The sequence below is a fragment of the Halomonas sp. I1 genome (assembly GCF_032334135.1).
Taxonomy (GTDB): domain Bacteria; phylum Pseudomonadota; class Gammaproteobacteria; order Pseudomonadales; family Halomonadaceae; genus Halomonas.
In genome coordinates this window covers 44353-61109 of record NZ_JAVXUS010000002.1, presented here as the reverse complement: position 1 = coordinate 61109, position 16757 = coordinate 44353, and the positions used below count along the sequence as shown (strand labels likewise).

The 16757-nt window shown below is 61.9% G+C and carries 18 protein-coding genes and 1 tRNA gene; 7 read left to right on the top strand and 12 right to left on the bottom strand.

The genetic code is table 11. The features are described from left to right. Positions 1-66 precede the first annotated feature (66 nt). Positions 67-735 carry a Bax inhibitor-1/YccA family protein gene (locus tag RSO41_RS03280; RefSeq protein ID WP_275287679.1) on the bottom strand — a complete coding sequence of 223 codons (669 nt, stop codon included), beginning with the start codon at positions 733-735 and terminating at the stop codon, positions 67-69. A gap of 252 nt (positions 736-987) precedes the next feature. Here RSO41_RS03280 and RSO41_RS03275 point away from each other — a divergent pair. The 3 genes from RSO41_RS03275 (at position 988) to RSO41_RS03265 (ending at position 2478) form a co-directional block, all read left to right on the top strand. Next, positions 988-1077 (top strand) — tRNA-Ser (locus RSO41_RS03275). A 307-nt stretch (positions 1078-1384) separates the two neighbouring features. Beyond that, positions 1385-1831, top strand: a complete 447-nt coding sequence (locus RSO41_RS03270; RefSeq protein WP_315617649.1) for a universal stress protein — start codon at positions 1385-1387, stop codon at positions 1829-1831. A gap of 488 nt (positions 1832-2319) precedes the next feature. Beyond that, the gene (locus tag RSO41_RS03265; RefSeq protein WP_315617648.1) at positions 2320-2478 is read left to right on the top strand and encodes a YqaE/Pmp3 family membrane protein; all 159 of its coding nucleotides are present in this window, start codon (positions 2320-2322) and stop codon (positions 2476-2478) included. A gap of 236 nt (positions 2479-2714) precedes the next feature. Here RSO41_RS03265 and RSO41_RS03260 read toward each other — a convergent pair whose 3' ends face one another. Next, entirely contained in the window at positions 2715-3443 is a 729-nt protein-coding gene (locus RSO41_RS03260; protein WP_315617647.1) for a hypothetical protein, read from the bottom strand. 12 nt (positions 3444-3455) lie between these two features. Further along, a complete protein-coding gene (locus RSO41_RS03255; protein ID WP_315617646.1) occupies positions 3456-4502 on the bottom strand; it encodes a CNNM domain-containing protein in 1047 nt (348 codons plus the stop codon). A gap of 220 nt (positions 4503-4722) precedes the next feature. Here RSO41_RS03255 and RSO41_RS03250 point away from each other — a divergent pair, with 220 nt between their 5' ends. Continuing rightward, positions 4723-4971 (top strand): GlsB/YeaQ/YmgE family stress response membrane protein, encoded by a 249-nt coding sequence (locus RSO41_RS03250; protein ID WP_315617645.1) that lies wholly within the window; start codon positions 4723-4725, stop codon positions 4969-4971. 40 nt (positions 4972-5011) lie between these two features. Here RSO41_RS03250 and RSO41_RS03245 read toward each other — a convergent pair whose 3' ends face one another. After that, on the bottom strand, positions 5012-6718 hold the full coding sequence (locus RSO41_RS03245; protein ID WP_315617644.1) for a potassium/proton antiporter: 1707 nt from the start codon (positions 6716-6718) through the stop codon (positions 5012-5014). Positions 6719-6981: 263 nt separating this feature from the next. On the opposite strand from RSO41_RS03245, the gene RSO41_RS03240 reads away from it, so the two are divergent. Further along, positions 6982-8154 (top strand): ABC transporter substrate-binding protein, encoded by a 1173-nt coding sequence (locus RSO41_RS03240; protein ID WP_315617643.1) that lies wholly within the window; start codon positions 6982-6984, stop codon positions 8152-8154. A 1-nt stretch (position 8155) separates the two neighbouring features. On the opposite strand, the gene RSO41_RS03235 is transcribed toward RSO41_RS03240, so the two are convergent. The 3 genes from RSO41_RS03235 to RSO41_RS03225 all read right to left on the bottom strand — a co-directional run bounded on the left by RSO41_RS03235 (position 8156) and on the right by RSO41_RS03225 (position 11689). Beyond that, a complete protein-coding gene (locus tag RSO41_RS03235; protein WP_315617642.1) occupies positions 8156-8932 on the bottom strand; it encodes an alpha/beta fold hydrolase in 777 nt (258 codons plus the stop codon). Positions 8933-8971: 39 nt separating this feature from the next. Next, entirely contained in the window at positions 8972-9655 is a 684-nt protein-coding gene (locus tag RSO41_RS03230) for a 7-cyano-7-deazaguanine/7-aminomethyl-7-deazaguanine transporter (RefSeq protein ID WP_315617641.1), read from the bottom strand. A gap of 123 nt (positions 9656-9778) precedes the next feature. Next, positions 9779-11689, bottom strand: coding sequence for a propionyl-CoA synthetase (locus RSO41_RS03225; protein WP_315617640.1), 1911 nt, complete (start codon positions 11687-11689; stop codon positions 9779-9781). Between the two features lie 369 nt (positions 11690-12058). Here RSO41_RS03225 and RSO41_RS03220 point away from each other — a divergent pair, with 369 nt between their 5' ends. Continuing rightward, positions 12059-12376 carry a metalloregulator ArsR/SmtB family transcription factor gene (locus RSO41_RS03220; RefSeq protein ID WP_315617639.1) on the top strand — a complete coding sequence of 106 codons (318 nt, stop codon included), beginning with the start codon at positions 12059-12061 and terminating at the stop codon, positions 12374-12376. Between the two features lie 21 nt (positions 12377-12397). On the opposite strand, the gene sohB is transcribed toward RSO41_RS03220, so the two are convergent. Then, on the bottom strand, positions 12398-13438 hold the full coding sequence (sohB, locus tag RSO41_RS03215; protein ID WP_315617638.1) for a protease SohB: 1041 nt from the start codon (positions 13436-13438) through the stop codon (positions 12398-12400). Positions 13439-13572: 134 nt separating this feature from the next. On the opposite strand from sohB, the gene RSO41_RS03210 reads away from it, so the two are divergent. Then, on the top strand, positions 13573-13878 hold the full coding sequence (locus RSO41_RS03210; protein ID WP_315617637.1) for an SCP2 sterol-binding domain-containing protein: 306 nt from the start codon (positions 13573-13575) through the stop codon (positions 13876-13878). Positions 13879-13910: 32 nt separating this feature from the next. On the opposite strand, the gene nudC is transcribed toward RSO41_RS03210, so the two are convergent. From nudC to RSO41_RS03190, 4 genes are read right to left on the bottom strand one after another with little or no spacing between them, the layout of a single operon-like run. Next, positions 13911-14684 (bottom strand): NAD(+) diphosphatase, encoded by a 774-nt coding sequence (gene nudC / locus RSO41_RS03205; protein WP_315617636.1) that lies wholly within the window; start codon positions 14682-14684, stop codon positions 13911-13913. Further along, complete coding sequence (gene dnaQ, locus RSO41_RS03200) at positions 14684-15454, bottom strand: DNA polymerase III subunit epsilon (protein WP_315617635.1); 771 nt, start codon at positions 15452-15454, stop codon at positions 14684-14686. The genes nudC and dnaQ overlap by 1 nt, the downstream gene beginning before the upstream one ends. Positions 15455-15499: 45 nt before the next feature. Further along, a complete protein-coding gene (gene rnhA / locus RSO41_RS03195; protein WP_315617634.1) occupies positions 15500-15970 on the bottom strand; it encodes a ribonuclease HI in 471 nt (156 codons plus the stop codon). Beyond that, positions 15963-16736, bottom strand: coding sequence for a methyltransferase domain-containing protein (locus tag RSO41_RS03190; protein ID WP_315617633.1), 774 nt, complete (start codon positions 16734-16736; stop codon positions 15963-15965). Before RSO41_RS03190 ends, rnhA begins: the two co-directional genes overlap by 8 nt. Positions 16737-16757 lie beyond the last annotated feature (21 nt).

Here is a 16757-nt window from a genome sequence, read left to right as displayed (position 1 = left end):
CTACATCTCTCTGAACGCACTGGCCCCGCCGTAGCGGGGCCAGCATGAAGGCGAGTCCGGGCCGAATCAGTCCTGGCTCATGATCCCCAGGATGGAAAGCAGGCTGATGAACAGGTTGTAGATGGAGACGTACAGGGTAATGGTAGCGAGAATGTAGTTGGTCTCGCCGGCACGGTGCACGATCTCGCTGGTTTGGTAGAGGATGGCCGCGGAGGAAAAGAGCACGAAGCCGGCGGACACCATCAGTGACAGGCCGGGGATCTGCAGGAAGAAGCTTGCCAGCATGGCAAGCACCAGCACGATAGCACCGGCGAGCAAGAAATTGCTGAGGAAACTGAAGTCCTTGCGGGTGACCAGCGCCACAGCCGAAAGGCCGAGGAAGGTAAGACCGGTCATGCCCAATGCGGTCATGATCAGCTGGGCCCCATTGGGCAGAGTCAGGTAAGCACTGAGGATCGGCCCGAGAGTGAAGCCCATGAAGCCGGTGAAGGCAAAGGTAGCCAGCAGGCCGAAGGCCGAGTTCGCCGTCTTGTGGACCAGAAACATCAGCCCATAGGCACCGATGAAGAACACCAGAATGTTCATCTGCTGGACGCCCAGCGCCACAGCAGCGCCCGCCGTCACAGCCGAGAACAGCAGCGTCAGCGACAACAGCCCATAGGTGTTGCGCAGCGTCTTGTTGGCGCTGACGCCTCGTGACTGCTGATGTGTCACGTGAGTGTCTTGGTAAGCCATTTATCCAGAGCTCCCTGTTTATGATGATCCAGGCAATCGACACAGAATGCCCCCTGAAGGTTCCCGACGCAAGCGCCTCGTCGAACCGCCCGCCGCGACTCTCCAGGGCCGACGTCTCGACGTTTGCCGAAGGTTGCAAGAGACGTCCTCCCTCCAGTATACGCCACCTGCCCTTCTTGCACAGGTAACACCTTGATCGGGCAAGGGTCTTGACTCAGCAGAAAATCTTGGTAGGATACATCGCCGTAAGCCGGAGGGATGGCAGAGCGGTTGAATGCACCGGTCTTGAAAACCGGCGAAGGTGCGAGCCTTCCCAGGGTTCGAATCCCTGTCCCTCCGCCACCTTATTCAAGGGAATCAGCTACTTGGCTGGTTCCCTTTTTCATTTCCGGTGGTCAAAAACTGCCCAAAAGTGCAACGGTGCAACGCTACCCGTTGCACCACCCCGCCCAGACCGGCAAAGAATATGCGGACGTTTTCGAAAAGGGCCATCACCACTGCTCGGCCCTCGCGTCTACTGAGACGAAGCGCCGCCCTGCCGACTCGCTCCCGTTAGTGGCATGTGACATTGCGCCCCACGCACAACACACGCTCTGCTACTAAGCTGTGAACTGAGCATGACCTTTCTAACGAATACCTGGAGTTCGCCATGTTTCAGTCGATTCTCGTTCCTCTGGATGGATCAGAGCACTCACAGCTAGCTCTCCGAGTCGCGTGCAAATTACTCGACCCATCTGGTGGGCGCCTAACACTTCTGCACGTGCCCGAGCCACTTGAGCACGAAACGCTTCTGGTCTGGGGAGTTGGTGTCGTCCCCCTCGACGCAACACTAGAAGAACGCAAGAAGGTCGGGCGCACCCTTCTCGACAAAGCCGCTGAAGACGCTGAATCTCAAGGCTTGGACAGTAATGCTGTCTCCACCCTTCTGTCTCATGGCGACCCGCGACAACTCATCTTGACCACCGCCAAGGACGAAGGCGTTGACGCCATCGTCATGGGTAGCCGAGGTCTAAGCGACCTCAAAGGCCTGATGATCGGCAGCATCACACATAAGGTCAGCCATTCAGCAGACTGCCGAGTGATCACCGCCCACTAGACGCGACGACAAGGCCGACATATCGAATTGCCCGGCCTGGGAACCCGTCACCGGGAATAGGACCCGTGTACGAGCCGTTCCAGGTCAGGCCTCCACATTATGCAGCGTGACTTACGGGGAGGACGCTGATCGCTCTCGCCAATTGCCATGTTGACGACTCGCCCCTCAAGACACTCGAACATGACCGTCCCCGGCTATAGTTCGTCTCGATGATGATGTCAGGCGACCCTCGCCCAGCAGGAAACACGGCAGCTCGCGGCCGGCTGAACCGAAAGCCCATACCGCATCTCCATCGTGTCTATCAGGACAGATAACCGACAGGCGGGATAGCATCATGCCCTTTCGCTGTCACAGCCCCTGCCAATCGCCTCATGTACTTATCGCCTCTTTTACGGCATGAGGTTCTGGCATCATGATAGCGACGGGCACCCCACCAGGTGCCGAGCCAGATTCACGAACATTCTCCACTCCATCACCGAGGGATAGAAATGGACATCATCCGCATCATTCTCGCCATCCTGCTGCCGCCCCTGGGCGTCTTTCTTCAGGTCGGCTTCGGCCTGCACTTCTGGCTGAACATCCTGCTGACGATACTGGGCTATATTCCGGGTATCGTGCATGCCGTCTGGATCATCGCTCGGCGCTAGACATTGTCTGAAAACTGCCTGCGCTCGGCTATACGACGTTGAAAACCTGCTCAAAATGCTCATTTACTCTTTGTAAACTCCGCGTTTTCGCAGGTTCTCGCCTTGTCTAGCCTTCGCTCGCCGACTTTTCAGATAGTGCCTAGAAGGTAGAACCCCGGAAGGACGCGCGGCCCCTCGGCAGAGGGGCCGTCATCGTTTCCTCGGCCGTCGTCCATTGGCATCCGGACCTTCGAGAATCAAGAATCCGCCAGAGGCCCCAGCAACGCCTTCGGCAGCGCCTCTCCCAGACGTCGAAGGCCGGCCCACAGAGTGACCTGATTGGCGGTGAGCACGTCTCGGCCCGCTTCCCGGCACAATGCTGGCCGCAGCGCCAGGCTATTGACCGCGGTATCGGGCACCATCAAGGGTCGGGTCGTAGGATGGGCGGCTGCGAAACGACGCACCTCGCCCAGGATATCCGCCGCATTGGAATCGGCGGCATAGGGGCAATCCAGGGCGCGACTGTGAACGACTTCGACGCCGCACTCACGCAGGAAGGATACCAGTCGCAGGGTGACCTCGTCGGGGTAGGGACTCAGTAAATCCAGGGACCGGCAATCCAGCGCTTCGAGGGCGTCGCGGAATGCCAGTGCGGTACTGGTAACCGGCACACCAAGCGCCGCTTCCAGCTCTTCAGCCTGACGGCACGCCCACGACAGCCCTCCGATGAAACTGCCGCTGGTGCAGGCCCAGACCAGGGCCCCGACCCCGCGCCGATGCACCAGTTCCTCACCGACCGGCAGGAGCCGCTCGGTGGCGCCCAGCGCCAACAGCGCGGCGGGAACATGATGACCATCGCTCGGAATCGCCCCCACGTCGATACACGGTAGCCGGCTGCCTCCCTCGAGGCGACCCGGCGCATACCACTCATAATCCTCGGGACCATCGTCAGGCAGCAGGATGCCCAGCCTGGACGGTTTCGACATCTTCGCCTCCTGTCAACGCGGTGTTTCGGACGGAGCCTCTCGATTCGGTTGACGACGCAGGTTCTTGGTCCAGCGTTGTTTGGCATACTTGCGCAGATTGGCCACGTTATCAGTCTCGTCGACGATATCCTGCCCAAGGATCGTCTCGATCACGTCCTCGAGGGTGATCAGCCCCAGCCAGGTCCCCAAGTCATCATAGACCACGCAGAGGTGCTGTTTGTCAGCCACCATCATCGTGAACACACGCTCGACATCTTCCTCGGCGGCCACCGACTTGACCGGATGCATCAGCGACTTGAGAGTTGCCTCGGCGTCTGCATGATAAGTATCCGCCTTGTGTACATATCCCATGGCCTGCTCGCCACCATCCATCACGGGAAAACGCGTGAAGGCAGCATCACCCAGGGTCTCGTCGAACTCGGCCACGGTCATTTGTGGCTTGACGGCCATGCAGACGGTACGCGGGGTCATCACGCTGCGCACACCGATTTCGTGGAGGTTGAGGATATTGGTGATGACCCGTGCCTCATCGGCGTCCAGCGCGTCTTCCTCCAGCCCGATCCGTGCCAGCGCCTTGATTTCACCCCGCATATCGGTGTCATCGCCTTCCCGGCCGATGCGACGAGTAATGCGCTCGGAGAGCCAGACAAAGGGCTTGAGCAACCAGACCATTCCCTCCAGCACCGGGGCGATGAAGCCCGTGAGTGGACGCCAGTAGGTGGCCCCGATGGTCTTGGGGATGATCTCGGAGGCGATCAGGATCAGCAGCGTCATCACCGCCGACGCCACCCCCAACCAGGCCTCGCCGAAGACCACCGTGACCTGGGCGCCGACACCGGTGGCGCCGACGGTGTGCGCCACGGTATTGAGCGTCAGGATGGCCGATAGCGGCTGATCGATGTTCTGCTTCAACTTTGCCAACCGGCGATGCAGCGCAGGCCTGGAATCCTGAAGCTGTGCAACATAGCTCGGTGTCATGGACAGCAGCGCTGCCTCGAGCAACGAACAGAGAAAGGAAATGCCGATGGCAAGAACGGCAAACAGAACGAGCAGTATCATGAAGCCTCGAGAGAAATAGCCTGGAAACGCCACGGATGTGGCGGCCCGACAATCATCGCCGATCCCTTGTCAGCGGACAACCGCTCTTGGCACGGGACCCGGCAACCTTCATTGACGACCGACACGGCTCGATGGCATGGACAGTCACACGACGGTCGGCCAGACTGTTTCCGCCTATCGCTGATATGGCAAGCCTACGTCAACAGATCAGGAGGATCGCATGGGCATCATTGCTTGGATCATTTTCGGCCTTATCGCCGGTATCGCCGCCAAGTTCATCATGCCTGGCAAGGATGGCGGGGGCATCATCATGACCTGCATCCTGGGTATCGTCGGCGCCGTGGTGGGTGGCTGGATCAGTACCCTGCTCGGCATGGGGCAAGTCGATGGTTTCAATATCGGCAGTTTCGCGATCGCCATCATCGGTGCGCTGGTCGTACTCTTCATCTATAACAAGGTCGTGAAGTAAGGAGACGGGGCCGGCCATGCCCGGCCCCGTCAACAAAGCCTCAGTAAAGCCTCAACCCGACGCGGGTCACCCGGTTCCCTTCCATTTCGCTCACGACCCAGTGTATGCCGTGCCAATCGACATCGTCGCCCACCACGGGGTGCCCTCCCACACGCAGCGACAGAAACTCCTCCAGTGTCATTTCCTGCTCCCCGGGACTCAACGTCAATCCGTAGGCCTCGGCCAGATCCCCCATGCGCACATCACCGGAGAAGGTGAAAGTGCCGAAGAAAGCCTTCTCGCGCTTGAGCGTGGCATCACCATTGAACAGTTTGTTGAGTGCCGGCAAGTCGTCGGTACGCCCGATCACGCAGAGCACATCGCCGCGACACAATCGCGTAGACCCCTTGGGGTGCAACATCACCCCATCGCGAAACAATGACGCGATCAAGGCACCGGAGGGAAAACGCAGCAATCGGATCGGCACGTCCTCGAGATCGCTGTTCTCCACCACGTAGACGAACATCTCGAAATCGTTAACGGCCTGGATACCGAGCGGGCCACGCCGATTTGGCGTGATCATGGGCGGCAGCAGCACCCGCATCCGTCGCGCCATCCACGGCAGGGTCCCTCCCTGGATCAGCAGCGACAGCAGCACGACCGCGAACGCGACATTGAAGTACAAGGAGGCATTCTCGACGCCACCGATTACCGGAAAGATCGCCAGCACGATGGGCACTGCCCCTCGCAGCCCTACCCAGGCGATGAAGATGACCTCACGCCAGCGGAACCGAAAGAAGGGCTTGATGGCGACCAGCACGGCCAGGGGGCGTGCCACGAAGATCAGCGCCAGGGCCACCAGGGTAGCGGGCAAGGCATATTCGAGCATCTCGCTGGGTGTGACCAGCAGGCCCAGCACCAGGAACAGACCGATCTGGCTCAACCAGGCCAGGCCATCGTGTACCGGCAGAATGAAGTTGAGATGGCGCCCTGGCCGATTGCCGATCATCAAGCCGGTGAGATAAATCGCCAGGAAACCGCTTCCCCCCAGGGCACTGGTAAGGCCAAAGACACAAAAGCCCAGCGCCAGCGCCAGCAATGAATAGAGACCGGGCGCCAGATCCAGCCAGCTCAACAGTCGGCCGCTCACCCAGCCGACACCGATACCGATGACGATCCCCAGGCCGAACTGCTGGAGAAAGAACAATCCGGTTTCCAGAACGCCACCGATATCGCCGACCAGCACTTCCACCAGCATCAACGTCAGGAAGATGGCCATCGGATCGTTGGTGCCAGACTCGATCTCCAGTGTCGCACCGACCCGCTCGTTGAGGTTGATGCCACGCCCGCCCAGCATCGAGAACACGGCCGCGGCATCGGTAGAGCCGACGATGGCCCCGACCAGCAGTCCCTGAACCAGGGTCAGATCGAAGACCAGCATGGCAATGCCGCCTACCAGAGCACTGGTCAGGAAGACCCCGAGCGTTGCCAGGCTCAAGGCCGGCCTGAAACCGACGCGGAACGTCTTAAGCCGAGTCCGGAGGCCGCCGTCGAGAAGAATCATCGCCAGGGCGAGATGGCCTATCAGAAAGGCGAGTGCATAGTCATCGAACTGGATCCCAAGTATGCCTTCTTCACCGGCCAGCATGCCCAGGCCAAGGAAGATCAACAGCAATGGCACTCCCACCAGTGTCGACAACCGGCTGGCGAGAATGCTCAAGGCAATGAGAAAGCCACTGAGCAGAAAGAGGGTATTGATCGAGTCCATGCGCCCTATCCTGGCAGATGAAAGAGGATTATCTCATGACCATGCAAGCCTCGCGATGCCGGATCCAGAGCGACTCCGTGGCGTCGGAAGCAGGGCATCAGGTCAACGACACGGAAGATGCACGGGCTTTCCTCTGATACCCGACCAGCCGATACTGGCCAGGTATCGACCGGCGCCGATAGACTAGGCATTCTCGGTCCCCGTCGGATTCAACCGATCATCGCGGCACAGCCGAGCTGGATGTCACCGCTGGAGTCACTGCCATGTTCTCACTTCGCCGGTCGCTGCTGGCGCTGGGTACCCTGCTGCTTGTCGGCTGCCTGTGCGCTCCTTCACTTGCCACGGCAACAGAGGAAGACGGCACCACCGAGAAACGTTATCCACCGCTGGACACGGTCGTCATGGTGCCCGACCTCCAGCCGATGGCATCGACCGAACCGATGGAGCGTTACCGAGGCCTGCCCAGCGGCCCGGCGGTGGACACCCCCTCCCGCCCCATCGCCCCGGCTGTCGCCATGGGGCCGGCAGAGCCGATCGCCCCGCCGCCGGTCGACCACCTGGACGTATCGCTTGACTGGTATCCCAGCCCACGGCACGCCGCCCTCTATGTGGCCAAGGCCCGTGACATGTTCGCGCACCGGGGGCTGGACGTCAGCCTCTCGACTCCCGCCGACCCGGAGGTACCGACCAAGCTGCTGTCCGATTCGCGAATCGACCTGGCACTGACCCGTCAGCCCCTGCTTCATCTGCAGGTCGATCACGGTATGCCACTGGTGCGGGTCGCCACGCTGGTCGGTGTCCCGTTGACCGCCCTGATCGTCAGGCGCGACACGGGCATCGAGTCCCCTGCCCAGTTGAAGGGCGCCCGTATCGGCCACGCCGACCAGGACTCGGAGCAGATCCTGCTGCCAGCCATGCTTGCCGACCACGACGTTCCCATGGACAGCCTCGATACCCCGAATGTTCACTACCGGTTGGAACAGGCCATGCAGGAGGGACGGGTCGATGCCGTCATCGGTGGCATGCGCCACCTTCTCCCTCGTGCCCTGGCCAACGACGGCCTGGCGACACGAAGTTTCGCGGTGGAAGCCCACGGCATGCCACGACACGATGGCCTGATCCTGGTGGCCAATCGCAATGACCTGAAGCGCCAGCGCTCGGCCATTCGGCGCTTCGTGGCGGCACTCGAGGAAGCTACGGCATGGATTCTCGAACATCCCGACGACAGCTGGTCATTGCTCACCGCCACGGAACCGACCCTGGATACCCCGGTCAACCGTGATGCCTGGCCGGAAATACGGGCACGCCTGACCCAGACACCTGCCGCCTTGAGTCAGGAACGCTATCAGGCCATGGAGCGCTTCCTTTTCGATGCCGGCCTGATCGAGGCGCAACACCCGGTATCTCGACTCGCCGTGGACATCGGCAGCCCTTGAATCAACTTGCCCCATCCAGGAAGCGGTTGACCGCTTCCTGAAACGCTTCGGGTTGTTCGGCATGCAGCCAATGCCCAGCCTCCAGCGTCACCAGTTCGGCATCGGGCAACACACGATGCAAGGCGGGCAGCATTTCATCGGTGACGTATCGCGAGCGTGAGCCACGCACGACCAGCGTCGGCCCTTCGAAGGCGCCCTCGCCAGCCGGCTCGGCCATGATGGCGTCATAATCCCCCTCGATCTCGTCGAGGCCGATCCGCAGGCGAAGCCCGCCTTGTTCGCCACGTGCCAGGTTGGTGGCCAGGAACAACCGAGTCGACCGCTCATCGACATGCTCGGCAAGCAGAGCATCAGCCTCGCCACGAGTGGTCGGCGCCCCGTTCTCGAGACGTCGCAGTCCGGCAAAGATGGTATCGTGATCATGACCATAGGCCTGCGGCGCAATATCGGCGACGATCAAAGAAGCGACCCTCGATGGCGCGAGCCGAGACACGCTGATCACGACCTTTCCGCCCATGGAGTGCCCCAGCAGATGGGCCTCTTGCACATCGAGTCGGTCCAGCAGCGCCATCAGATCCTGGGACATCGCCTCGTAGCTCATGCCCTCGGCATGAGGAGAGCGACCATGGTTGCGTAGATCGACGGCTATCACCCGCCGCGACTCACGCCACTTCTTGATGTGCGAACGCCAATTGTCGGCACTGCCCAGCAGACCGTGAACCACCACCAGCGGCACGCCTTCGCCACCGGTATCGATATGGTTGAGCGCGACGGGCATCGTGGTCTCTCCTTGTGCGGTTGACGTCAGGAAGGGAATTCAAGAACGCGCCCGGGCCTGCTCGGGCGTCATGTCTTCGCCGCCGGTAAGCGTCACCAGCCGGCGTGTCAACCAGCCGAGCAGGATACCGTACAGCGGCAGGAAGAGCGCCAGACTGATACCGAGCTTGATGGCATAGTCCACCCAGGCGATCTCGGGCCAGTTGGCGGCCATGAAGGGGTCCGGGCTGCGATGGAAGGCAATCGAGAAGAAAGCGAAGGTATCGGCCAGATTGCCGAACAGGGTAGACATCGCCGGCGCCACCCACCAGATTCTCAGGCGACGCAGCCGATCGAACACCGTGACATCCAGCAACTGCCCGACGACATAGGCCATGAAGCTGGCAAGCGCGATGCGCGCCACGAACAGATCCCATTGTGCCAGCGCCTCGACTCCGGCGAAGCCACCTCGCGGAAATACCACCGACACCCCGTAGGACACCAGCAGGGCCGGGAACATCACCCGGAAGATGATGGCCCGGGCCGGCTCCTTGCCGAACAGCCGTACCGTTAGGTCGGTAGCGAGGAAGATAAAGGGAAAGCTGAAGGCGCCCCAGGTTGTGTGCAAGCCGAACAGGCTGAACGGCAACTGAACGAGGTAGTTGCTGGCAGCAATGACCAGAATATGGAAGGCAACCAGCAACGCCAGGCAGCGACGGGTCTGTGCGGCGGATAATACGAACATCGGGACAGCCTTTTTGGCGGGAGGGGTGAGGGAACCCTCATGATGAGTGGGTCGGGCGCAAACGCGGGCATTATACGCACCCGGCGGCGCCCGGCCAAATACCGACCACCCCCTACCCGCCCATCATTCCTGCCGAGCCTGCGTCGATGCACCGACATGGTGCGCTTGCATCGCAGACTGAACCGACTCGAGGCTCGCCGGGTCATCGATGGTCGACGGAATTCCATAGGCCTGACCATCGGCGATATTGCGCAACAACTTGCGCAGGATCTTTCCAGACCGCGTCTTCGGCAAGCGGTCGACCACCAGTACCTGCCGAAAACACGCGACCGGCCCGATCCACTCGCGCACCCGCTCGATCAATTCGGCCTCCAGGGACGCCTCATCGCCCGTGACCCCATCCTTGAGGATGACCAGGCCTAACGGCACCTGCCCCTTGAGCGCATCCTGGATGCCGATCACCGCACACTCGGCCACCGCCGGATGGGCACCGACCACCTCTTCCATCTCGCCGGTGGACAAGCGATGCCCCGCGACATTGATCACGTCATCGGTCCGCCCCATGATGAACAGATAACCATCCTCATCGACATAGCCTCCGTCCCCGGTCAGATAGTAACCGGAAAACGCCGCCATGTAGGCGGAATGGAAGCGCCTCGGGTCACGCCAGATACCGCTCAGACAGCCAGGCGGCATGGGCTCCTTGATCACCACGGCACCTTGTTCCTGTGCCATCGCGCGACGCCCTTCGCGATCCAGCACCCGGACATCGAAGCCCGGCACGGGAACCGTCGCCGACCCGGCCTTGATCGGCATGGGCTCAAGCCCCTGCAAGTTGGCCGCCACCGGCCACCCGGTCTCGGTCTGCCACCAGTGATCGATGACCGGCACATCGAGCCTATCCTGAAGCCAGTGGAAGGTCGGAGGATCCAGCCGTTCCCCGGCCAGAAACAACGACTCGAGACACGACAGATCGTATCGGGAAAGCCATTTCCCTTCGGGATCTTCCTTCTTGATCGCTCGAAAGGCGGTCGGCGCGGTAAAGAAGCTCTTCACCCGGTATTCGGCGATCAGTCGCCAGAAGGCGCCCGCATCCGGCGTGCGTACCGGTTTACCTTCATACACCACGGTGGTGCACCCCCGCAGCAATGGCGCATAGACGATATAGGAGTGGCCGACCACCCAGCCGACATCCGAGGCCGAGAAGAACACCTCGCCGGGCGCCATGTCGTAGACCGCTTCCATCGAGTAGTGCAACGCCACACCGTATCCCCCGGTATCACGCACCACGCCCTTGGGCCTGCCCGTCGTCCCCGAGGTATACAGGATATAGAGCGGATCGGTGGCCTTGACCGGCACGCATGCCGCAGGCGCGGCCTCTGCCACGAGAGCGTCCCAGTCGTGATCCCCTTCACCGAGTCGGGCGGCATGTGTGTCGCGCTGCAGCAGCACGCAAGCGGCCGGCTTGTGCGCACTGCGAGCCAGTGCCTCGTCGACGATAGGCTTGTAGGGCACGACCCGGTCGGGCTCGACACCGCAGGAGGCCGTGACGACGACCCTTGGCTCGGCATCCTCGATACGAACCGCCAGCTCGTGGGGAGCAAAACCGCCGAACACCACGGAATGCACGGCGCCGAGACGGGCACAGGCCAGCATGGCAACCAGCGCCTCGGGAACCATCGGCATGTAGATCACGACTCGATCGCCATACGATACGCCCAGCCCACGCAACGCTCCGGCGAAGTACGCCACTCGATCCCGCAGTTGACGATAGCTCAGGGTCCATTGCTGGCCGGTGACAGGTGAATCCCAGTGAATGGCGGCCTGTTCGCCCCGCCCCTGCTCGACGTGGTGGTCCAGCGCCGCATGGCAGAGGTTGAGCTCACCGTCCTCGTACCAGCGTGCGTGGCCCTGGTCATCATGCCGCAGCGTCGTCTGCGGGGGCGTAAACCAGGGAATACGATCGGCCTGCTCGGTCCAGAATGCTTCAGGGGACTCGATGGAACGTCGGAATTCGTCTCGATAACGCGGCATGCGACACCACCTCCAGATACACGACCATGATTGTCGGCTCGATTGTTGACACCCTAGACCAACATTTTTCTGATGAATCTCAGACCAATGGCTAGAGTTCGACAAAAGAACGAAACTCATCGACAAAATTGTCGACAAAGAGGTAGTGAAGAGCACTTTCAGGCGCCGCCTCAGTCATTGAGTCAGCGTTGAATCGCAGGTGATCAGCTGGGTGGGCTATAGTGAAAACAAAATTGTTGAGTAATGCCTGAATCAGAGAACTGAGATGGCGGAAGCAGCCTGTGGAAGGCTGCAGAACGACCCATGAAGACCCGGTGGCCGGCGAGGGAAAACTGCGGCATTGGGCTCGCTAGCTCGAGGGGACACACCATGACCAACACTCAGCGCCAGGCAAAGCGCCTGCTGGATGGGGGCGATGCGGTAGTCGACCAGGCAAGTGCTCTACTCAAGGCGATGGCCAACGACAATCGCTTGCGAATCCTCTGCCTGCTGGCCGGCACGGAACTCTCCGTGACCGAGCTCAACCAGCGACTCGCCCTCAGCCAGTCCGCCTTGTCACAACACCTCGCGATACTGCGCCGGGAGGAACTGGTCACTACCCGGCGCGCCTCTCAGACGATCTACTATTCGCTGCATGGAGATCGAGCCGGCACCCTCATCGAAGCACTCGGTAGGCTGGGCGCGTGACCGGTACGCCCGGTCTTCGGTTCAACGCTTCTGCCAGAGGCTCGCATCGAGCGCTTCCATGCCACGCTCGACGCCTCTCTCGATGCCTCGCGACACCGACAGGCCCAATCGCTCGGCAAGCCCGCGCCGAGGCTGGATGCTCAAGGCAATGACCCTGGCATCGTTCATGCGTTCTGCGAGGTAGGCTTCGCTGGTACCGATTTCATCGATCAATCCCCTGGGCAACGCCTCCGTACCGTGCCAGGCCTCACCGGTGGCCACCGCCTCGATATCGAGGGATGGTCGGCGTTCAGCGACATAGCGCTTGAACAGTGCATGCACCGTGTCCAGCTCGGCCAGAAACTTCTCCCGGCCCTCCTCGGTATTTTCACCGAACACCGTCAAGGTTCGCTTGTAATGCCCGGCAGTGAGGACATCCACATCGATATCATGGCGCTTGAGCAAGCGATGGACATTCGGCAGTTGCGCTACCACACCGATTGACCCCAGCACGGCGAAGGGGGCCGCGCGTACCCGATCGGCACAGCACGCCATCAGGTAACCTCCACTGGCCGCCACCTTGTCGACGCAAACCGTGGTGGAGAGCCCGGCCTGACGCAAACGATCCATCTCCGCGGCGGCATGACCATAGGCATGAACCAGTCCACCCGCCGATTCAAGCCTCACAACGACTTCATCGCCCTCGCTCGCCGCATCCAGTACGGCCGATATTTCCTCCGACAACCTGCCGGTGGCACTGGCCTTGAGATCGCCATGGAAGTCCAGCACCCAGACCCGCGAATCAGGCGAACCGTCGGCATCGCCTTGCTTGCCTCGCGCCTTGTCGTCCCGCCGAAAGGCCTTCGCCAAGCGTTTTCGAGCACTCGGTTCGCTGGCCGCCAGGCGCAATCGCCGCGAACGACGGCGACGCCGGACGTTGAGCTCCTCCAGCTTGATATGACTGCGTTCCTCGCCGCCCCCGGAGCGGGCCCTTGCCACCATGACCAGCAGCAGGGCGACGACAGCGACCACCACCAGCCACTGGGCCAGGAACATGCCGAACTCACCCAACCATTCATTCACGATATGACTCCTCTCGACCAGTCGACTCACATGCTGACGCCAGTGCGCCAGTGGAACAAGTCGGCTTGATTAAAACGACCGTTTTAAATACGCTTGCATCATCTTTCGACACAATGACCCACAGGGACCCCGCCATGTCCACCTTCGACAAACTTCATGACCGTTTCGATGCCCAGGCCGCCCGGGGCATGAACGACATCTTTCAGTTTCATTTCAGCGACGCCGAGGATCACTACCTCAAGGTCGTGGACGGAGAGCTCGAGATCTGCACCGGTGAACACGAGGACCCCTCGGTCAGCCTTAGCCTGAGCACCGAGACACTGAAAGGCGTGATGTCCGGAGAGATCAACGGCATGACGGCCTTCATGACCGGCAAGCTGAAAGCCACGGGCAATGTCATGCTGGCCACCAGGCTCACCAGCCTGTTTCCCGCCAAGTGAGGGGGCCGACTCCTGCGTCTTGCCGGGCCTGTTCAGGCCCTGGCGCCGACCTCCGCGAGATGCGTATCGATCAAGGCGCGGGAAATGGAGTACGACGGTGGCAGCCTGGGCAATTGCCTGGGCGTGAACCAGGCGGCATCACTGATTTCCACGCCATCGATACGAATCCGCCGGCTGGCCGCCTCGGCAAAGTAGCCAAGCATCAGGGAATGCGGGAAGGGCCAGGCCTGGCTCTGGAAGTAGCGGAGCCTGCCCAGGGCCACCCCCACTTCTTCCTCGACCTCGCGACGTACGGCTTCCTCGGCGGACTCCCCCGGCTCGATGAATCCCGCCAGGGTCGAATACCGGCCGGCGGGAAAGCGCGGACTCCGCGCCAGCAGCATCGACTCACCATGCGTCACCAGGGTGATGATGCACGGCGAAATGCGGGGGTAGTTGCGCTGACCACATTGCGCGCACTGCATGGCAAACTCACTGTCGAGCCGCGATGACGGCGCCCCGCAACGGCCGCAGAAACGGTGATTGCGCAACCAGGCTCCGACCTGCAGGGCCGTGGAAACCAGCGGAAACCAGTCGCCCGGCAGCCGTACCAGCCAGTCCCGACCGTCCAGCCAGTCGTCACCCGCCCGCTCTTCAAGCGACAGCCCCACGGGCTCTCCCCACCACCAGCAAAGCGGCTGCACGTCTGCGTGCCAAGAGGCCGTCGACTGCAGGGGTCCACCATCCGAGGCCGGTGCGATGCGCCCCTCGGCGAGACGGATCAGGCGTCCGGACTCGGCGCCATGAGGCAGCGCACGCCTCAGCATCAGACGTCCCCCCCGGGGAGCTTCCCGGGCCATCCTTCAAGGCCGTCCCATCGGCACTGCCCCGACGCCTCTCGGATACCGGCCAGCTTGTCACGGTGCGCCCGCCACTCCGACTCGTCCGGCTGACGAACGCGGAGCTGCCCCGGTGACAGCGACAGGCGCCTTATCTTCAAGCCACCACTGTTGTCGACCTGTCCGGTGTCATCGCCGGCTGAAGCGTCCAGCGACAAGGCGGTCTGCCCCCCGGTCATGGCCAGGTAGACATCGGCCAGGATCTCGGCATCCAGCAAGGCACCGTGCAACACTCGATGTCCGTTCTGGACATCATAGCGCTTGCAGAGTGCGTCCAGATTGTTGCGCTGCCCGGGATGCTTGTCCCGAGCCAGTTGCAACGTATCCAGGATACGACAATGCTCGGCCACCGGACCCAGCGACGGCTCGCTCCGCGCCTTGTTGAGCATGGTGAGCTCGTGATCGATGAAACCGACATCGAAAGGGGCATTGTGAATGACCAGCTCGGCACCCTCGATGAAGGCCCAGAAAGCATCCGCCACCTCGGCGAATACCGGCTCGTCGGCCACCTTTTCGTTGGTGATACCGTGGACCCCCACGGCCTCGGCGTCGATATCGCGCTCGGGGTTGATGTACTGATGATAGGTATTGCCGGTCAATCGTCGATTGACCATCTCCACCGCGCCGATCTCGATCAGGCGATGGCCATCGCGAGGATCAATGCCGGTGGTCTCGGTATCCAGGATGATCTGGCGCATGTCGTGTCTCGTGCTCGTTGCTCGGCAGTGGGAAAAGTCGGCGCGTCAGCCGTCGGCCTGCATCTCGTCGATGGCCTCATTGGCCAAAGCATCGGCCCGCTCATTGCCGGGATGACCACTATGCCCCTTGACCCAGTGCCATTCGATATGATGCCGACGGGTCTGCTCGTGCAGGTCGCGCCACAGCTCGGCATTCTTGACGGGTTTGCGTGCGGCGGTCTTCCAGTCGCGTTTGATCCAGCCATGTATCCACTCGGTAATGCCCCGACGCAGGTACTCGGAATCGGTCCACAGGGCGACGCGACAGGGACGCTTGAGAGCGCTCAGCGCCATGATGGCCGCCATCAACTCCATGCGATTGTTGGTGGTCCTGGCTTCGGCGCCCTTGAGGGCCTTCTCGTGATCACCGCTGAGCAGCAGGGCTCCCCAGCCTCCCGGTCCGGGATTGCCTCGACAGGCCCCGTCGGTATAGATCGTCACATCGCTCAGTGCCACCTGTGGCGGTTCGTCATTCACCCTCTGTCACCCTTTCCGGTTGTGGCCCGAGCCGCGTGGCGCCCCCCAGGGCGGAACCGGGCAGCGACGGTGCAAAGGACATCCGCCCGCGCCGGGGCTGGGCCAGTTGGGAGCGGCGCCGGGCATGAATCATGTAGCAGTCGCTCAGCGGCAAGTTATGCCGCCGTCCAACGGTTTCCAGCACGGCATTGCGCGCCAGGCCGCCGGGCAGACGAAAGCCGCAGTAGTCTACCCGGTGCGTCTCGAAGTCGACAAACGTCAGCCAGTCACGCAGCCGGGCCGGCCCGCGCCAGCGTCCTCGCCCCGGGAGATGGCGCCGCCGTTCGGGCCAGACGCGGGACCACCCTGCGATACCGAACGGCAACCAGCCGAACAGCACCAGGTGTCCCTCGTCGGCAGTGACCCTCGCCGCCTCCTGCAACACATGATGAGGGTTCGGCAGTATCTCGAGCAGATGATGCACGACCACCAGGTTCAGGCAACCATCGGGCAATGGCAGGGCATCGGGCGGACAGACAAGGGTCGATGGGGTTTCGGCGAGCGCCTCCGTCGGTGCCCAATGCAGTGAGTGATGCACCGGACACATGTCCGTCAGCGCGGGCCCGAAGCCGAGCTCCAGGGCATGGGGGCCGAACCAGCGCTCGCACAGCGGCCCGATGCAGGCGCGCTCGGCACGCCAGATCGCCTGCCCCGACGCACAGGCCCAGTATCGGCGCCCTTCTCTGGCCAATCGCGCCAGTGCTACCGCCTCCCGCGAATTTGACATGATCCGCTCTTCTCTCCACAG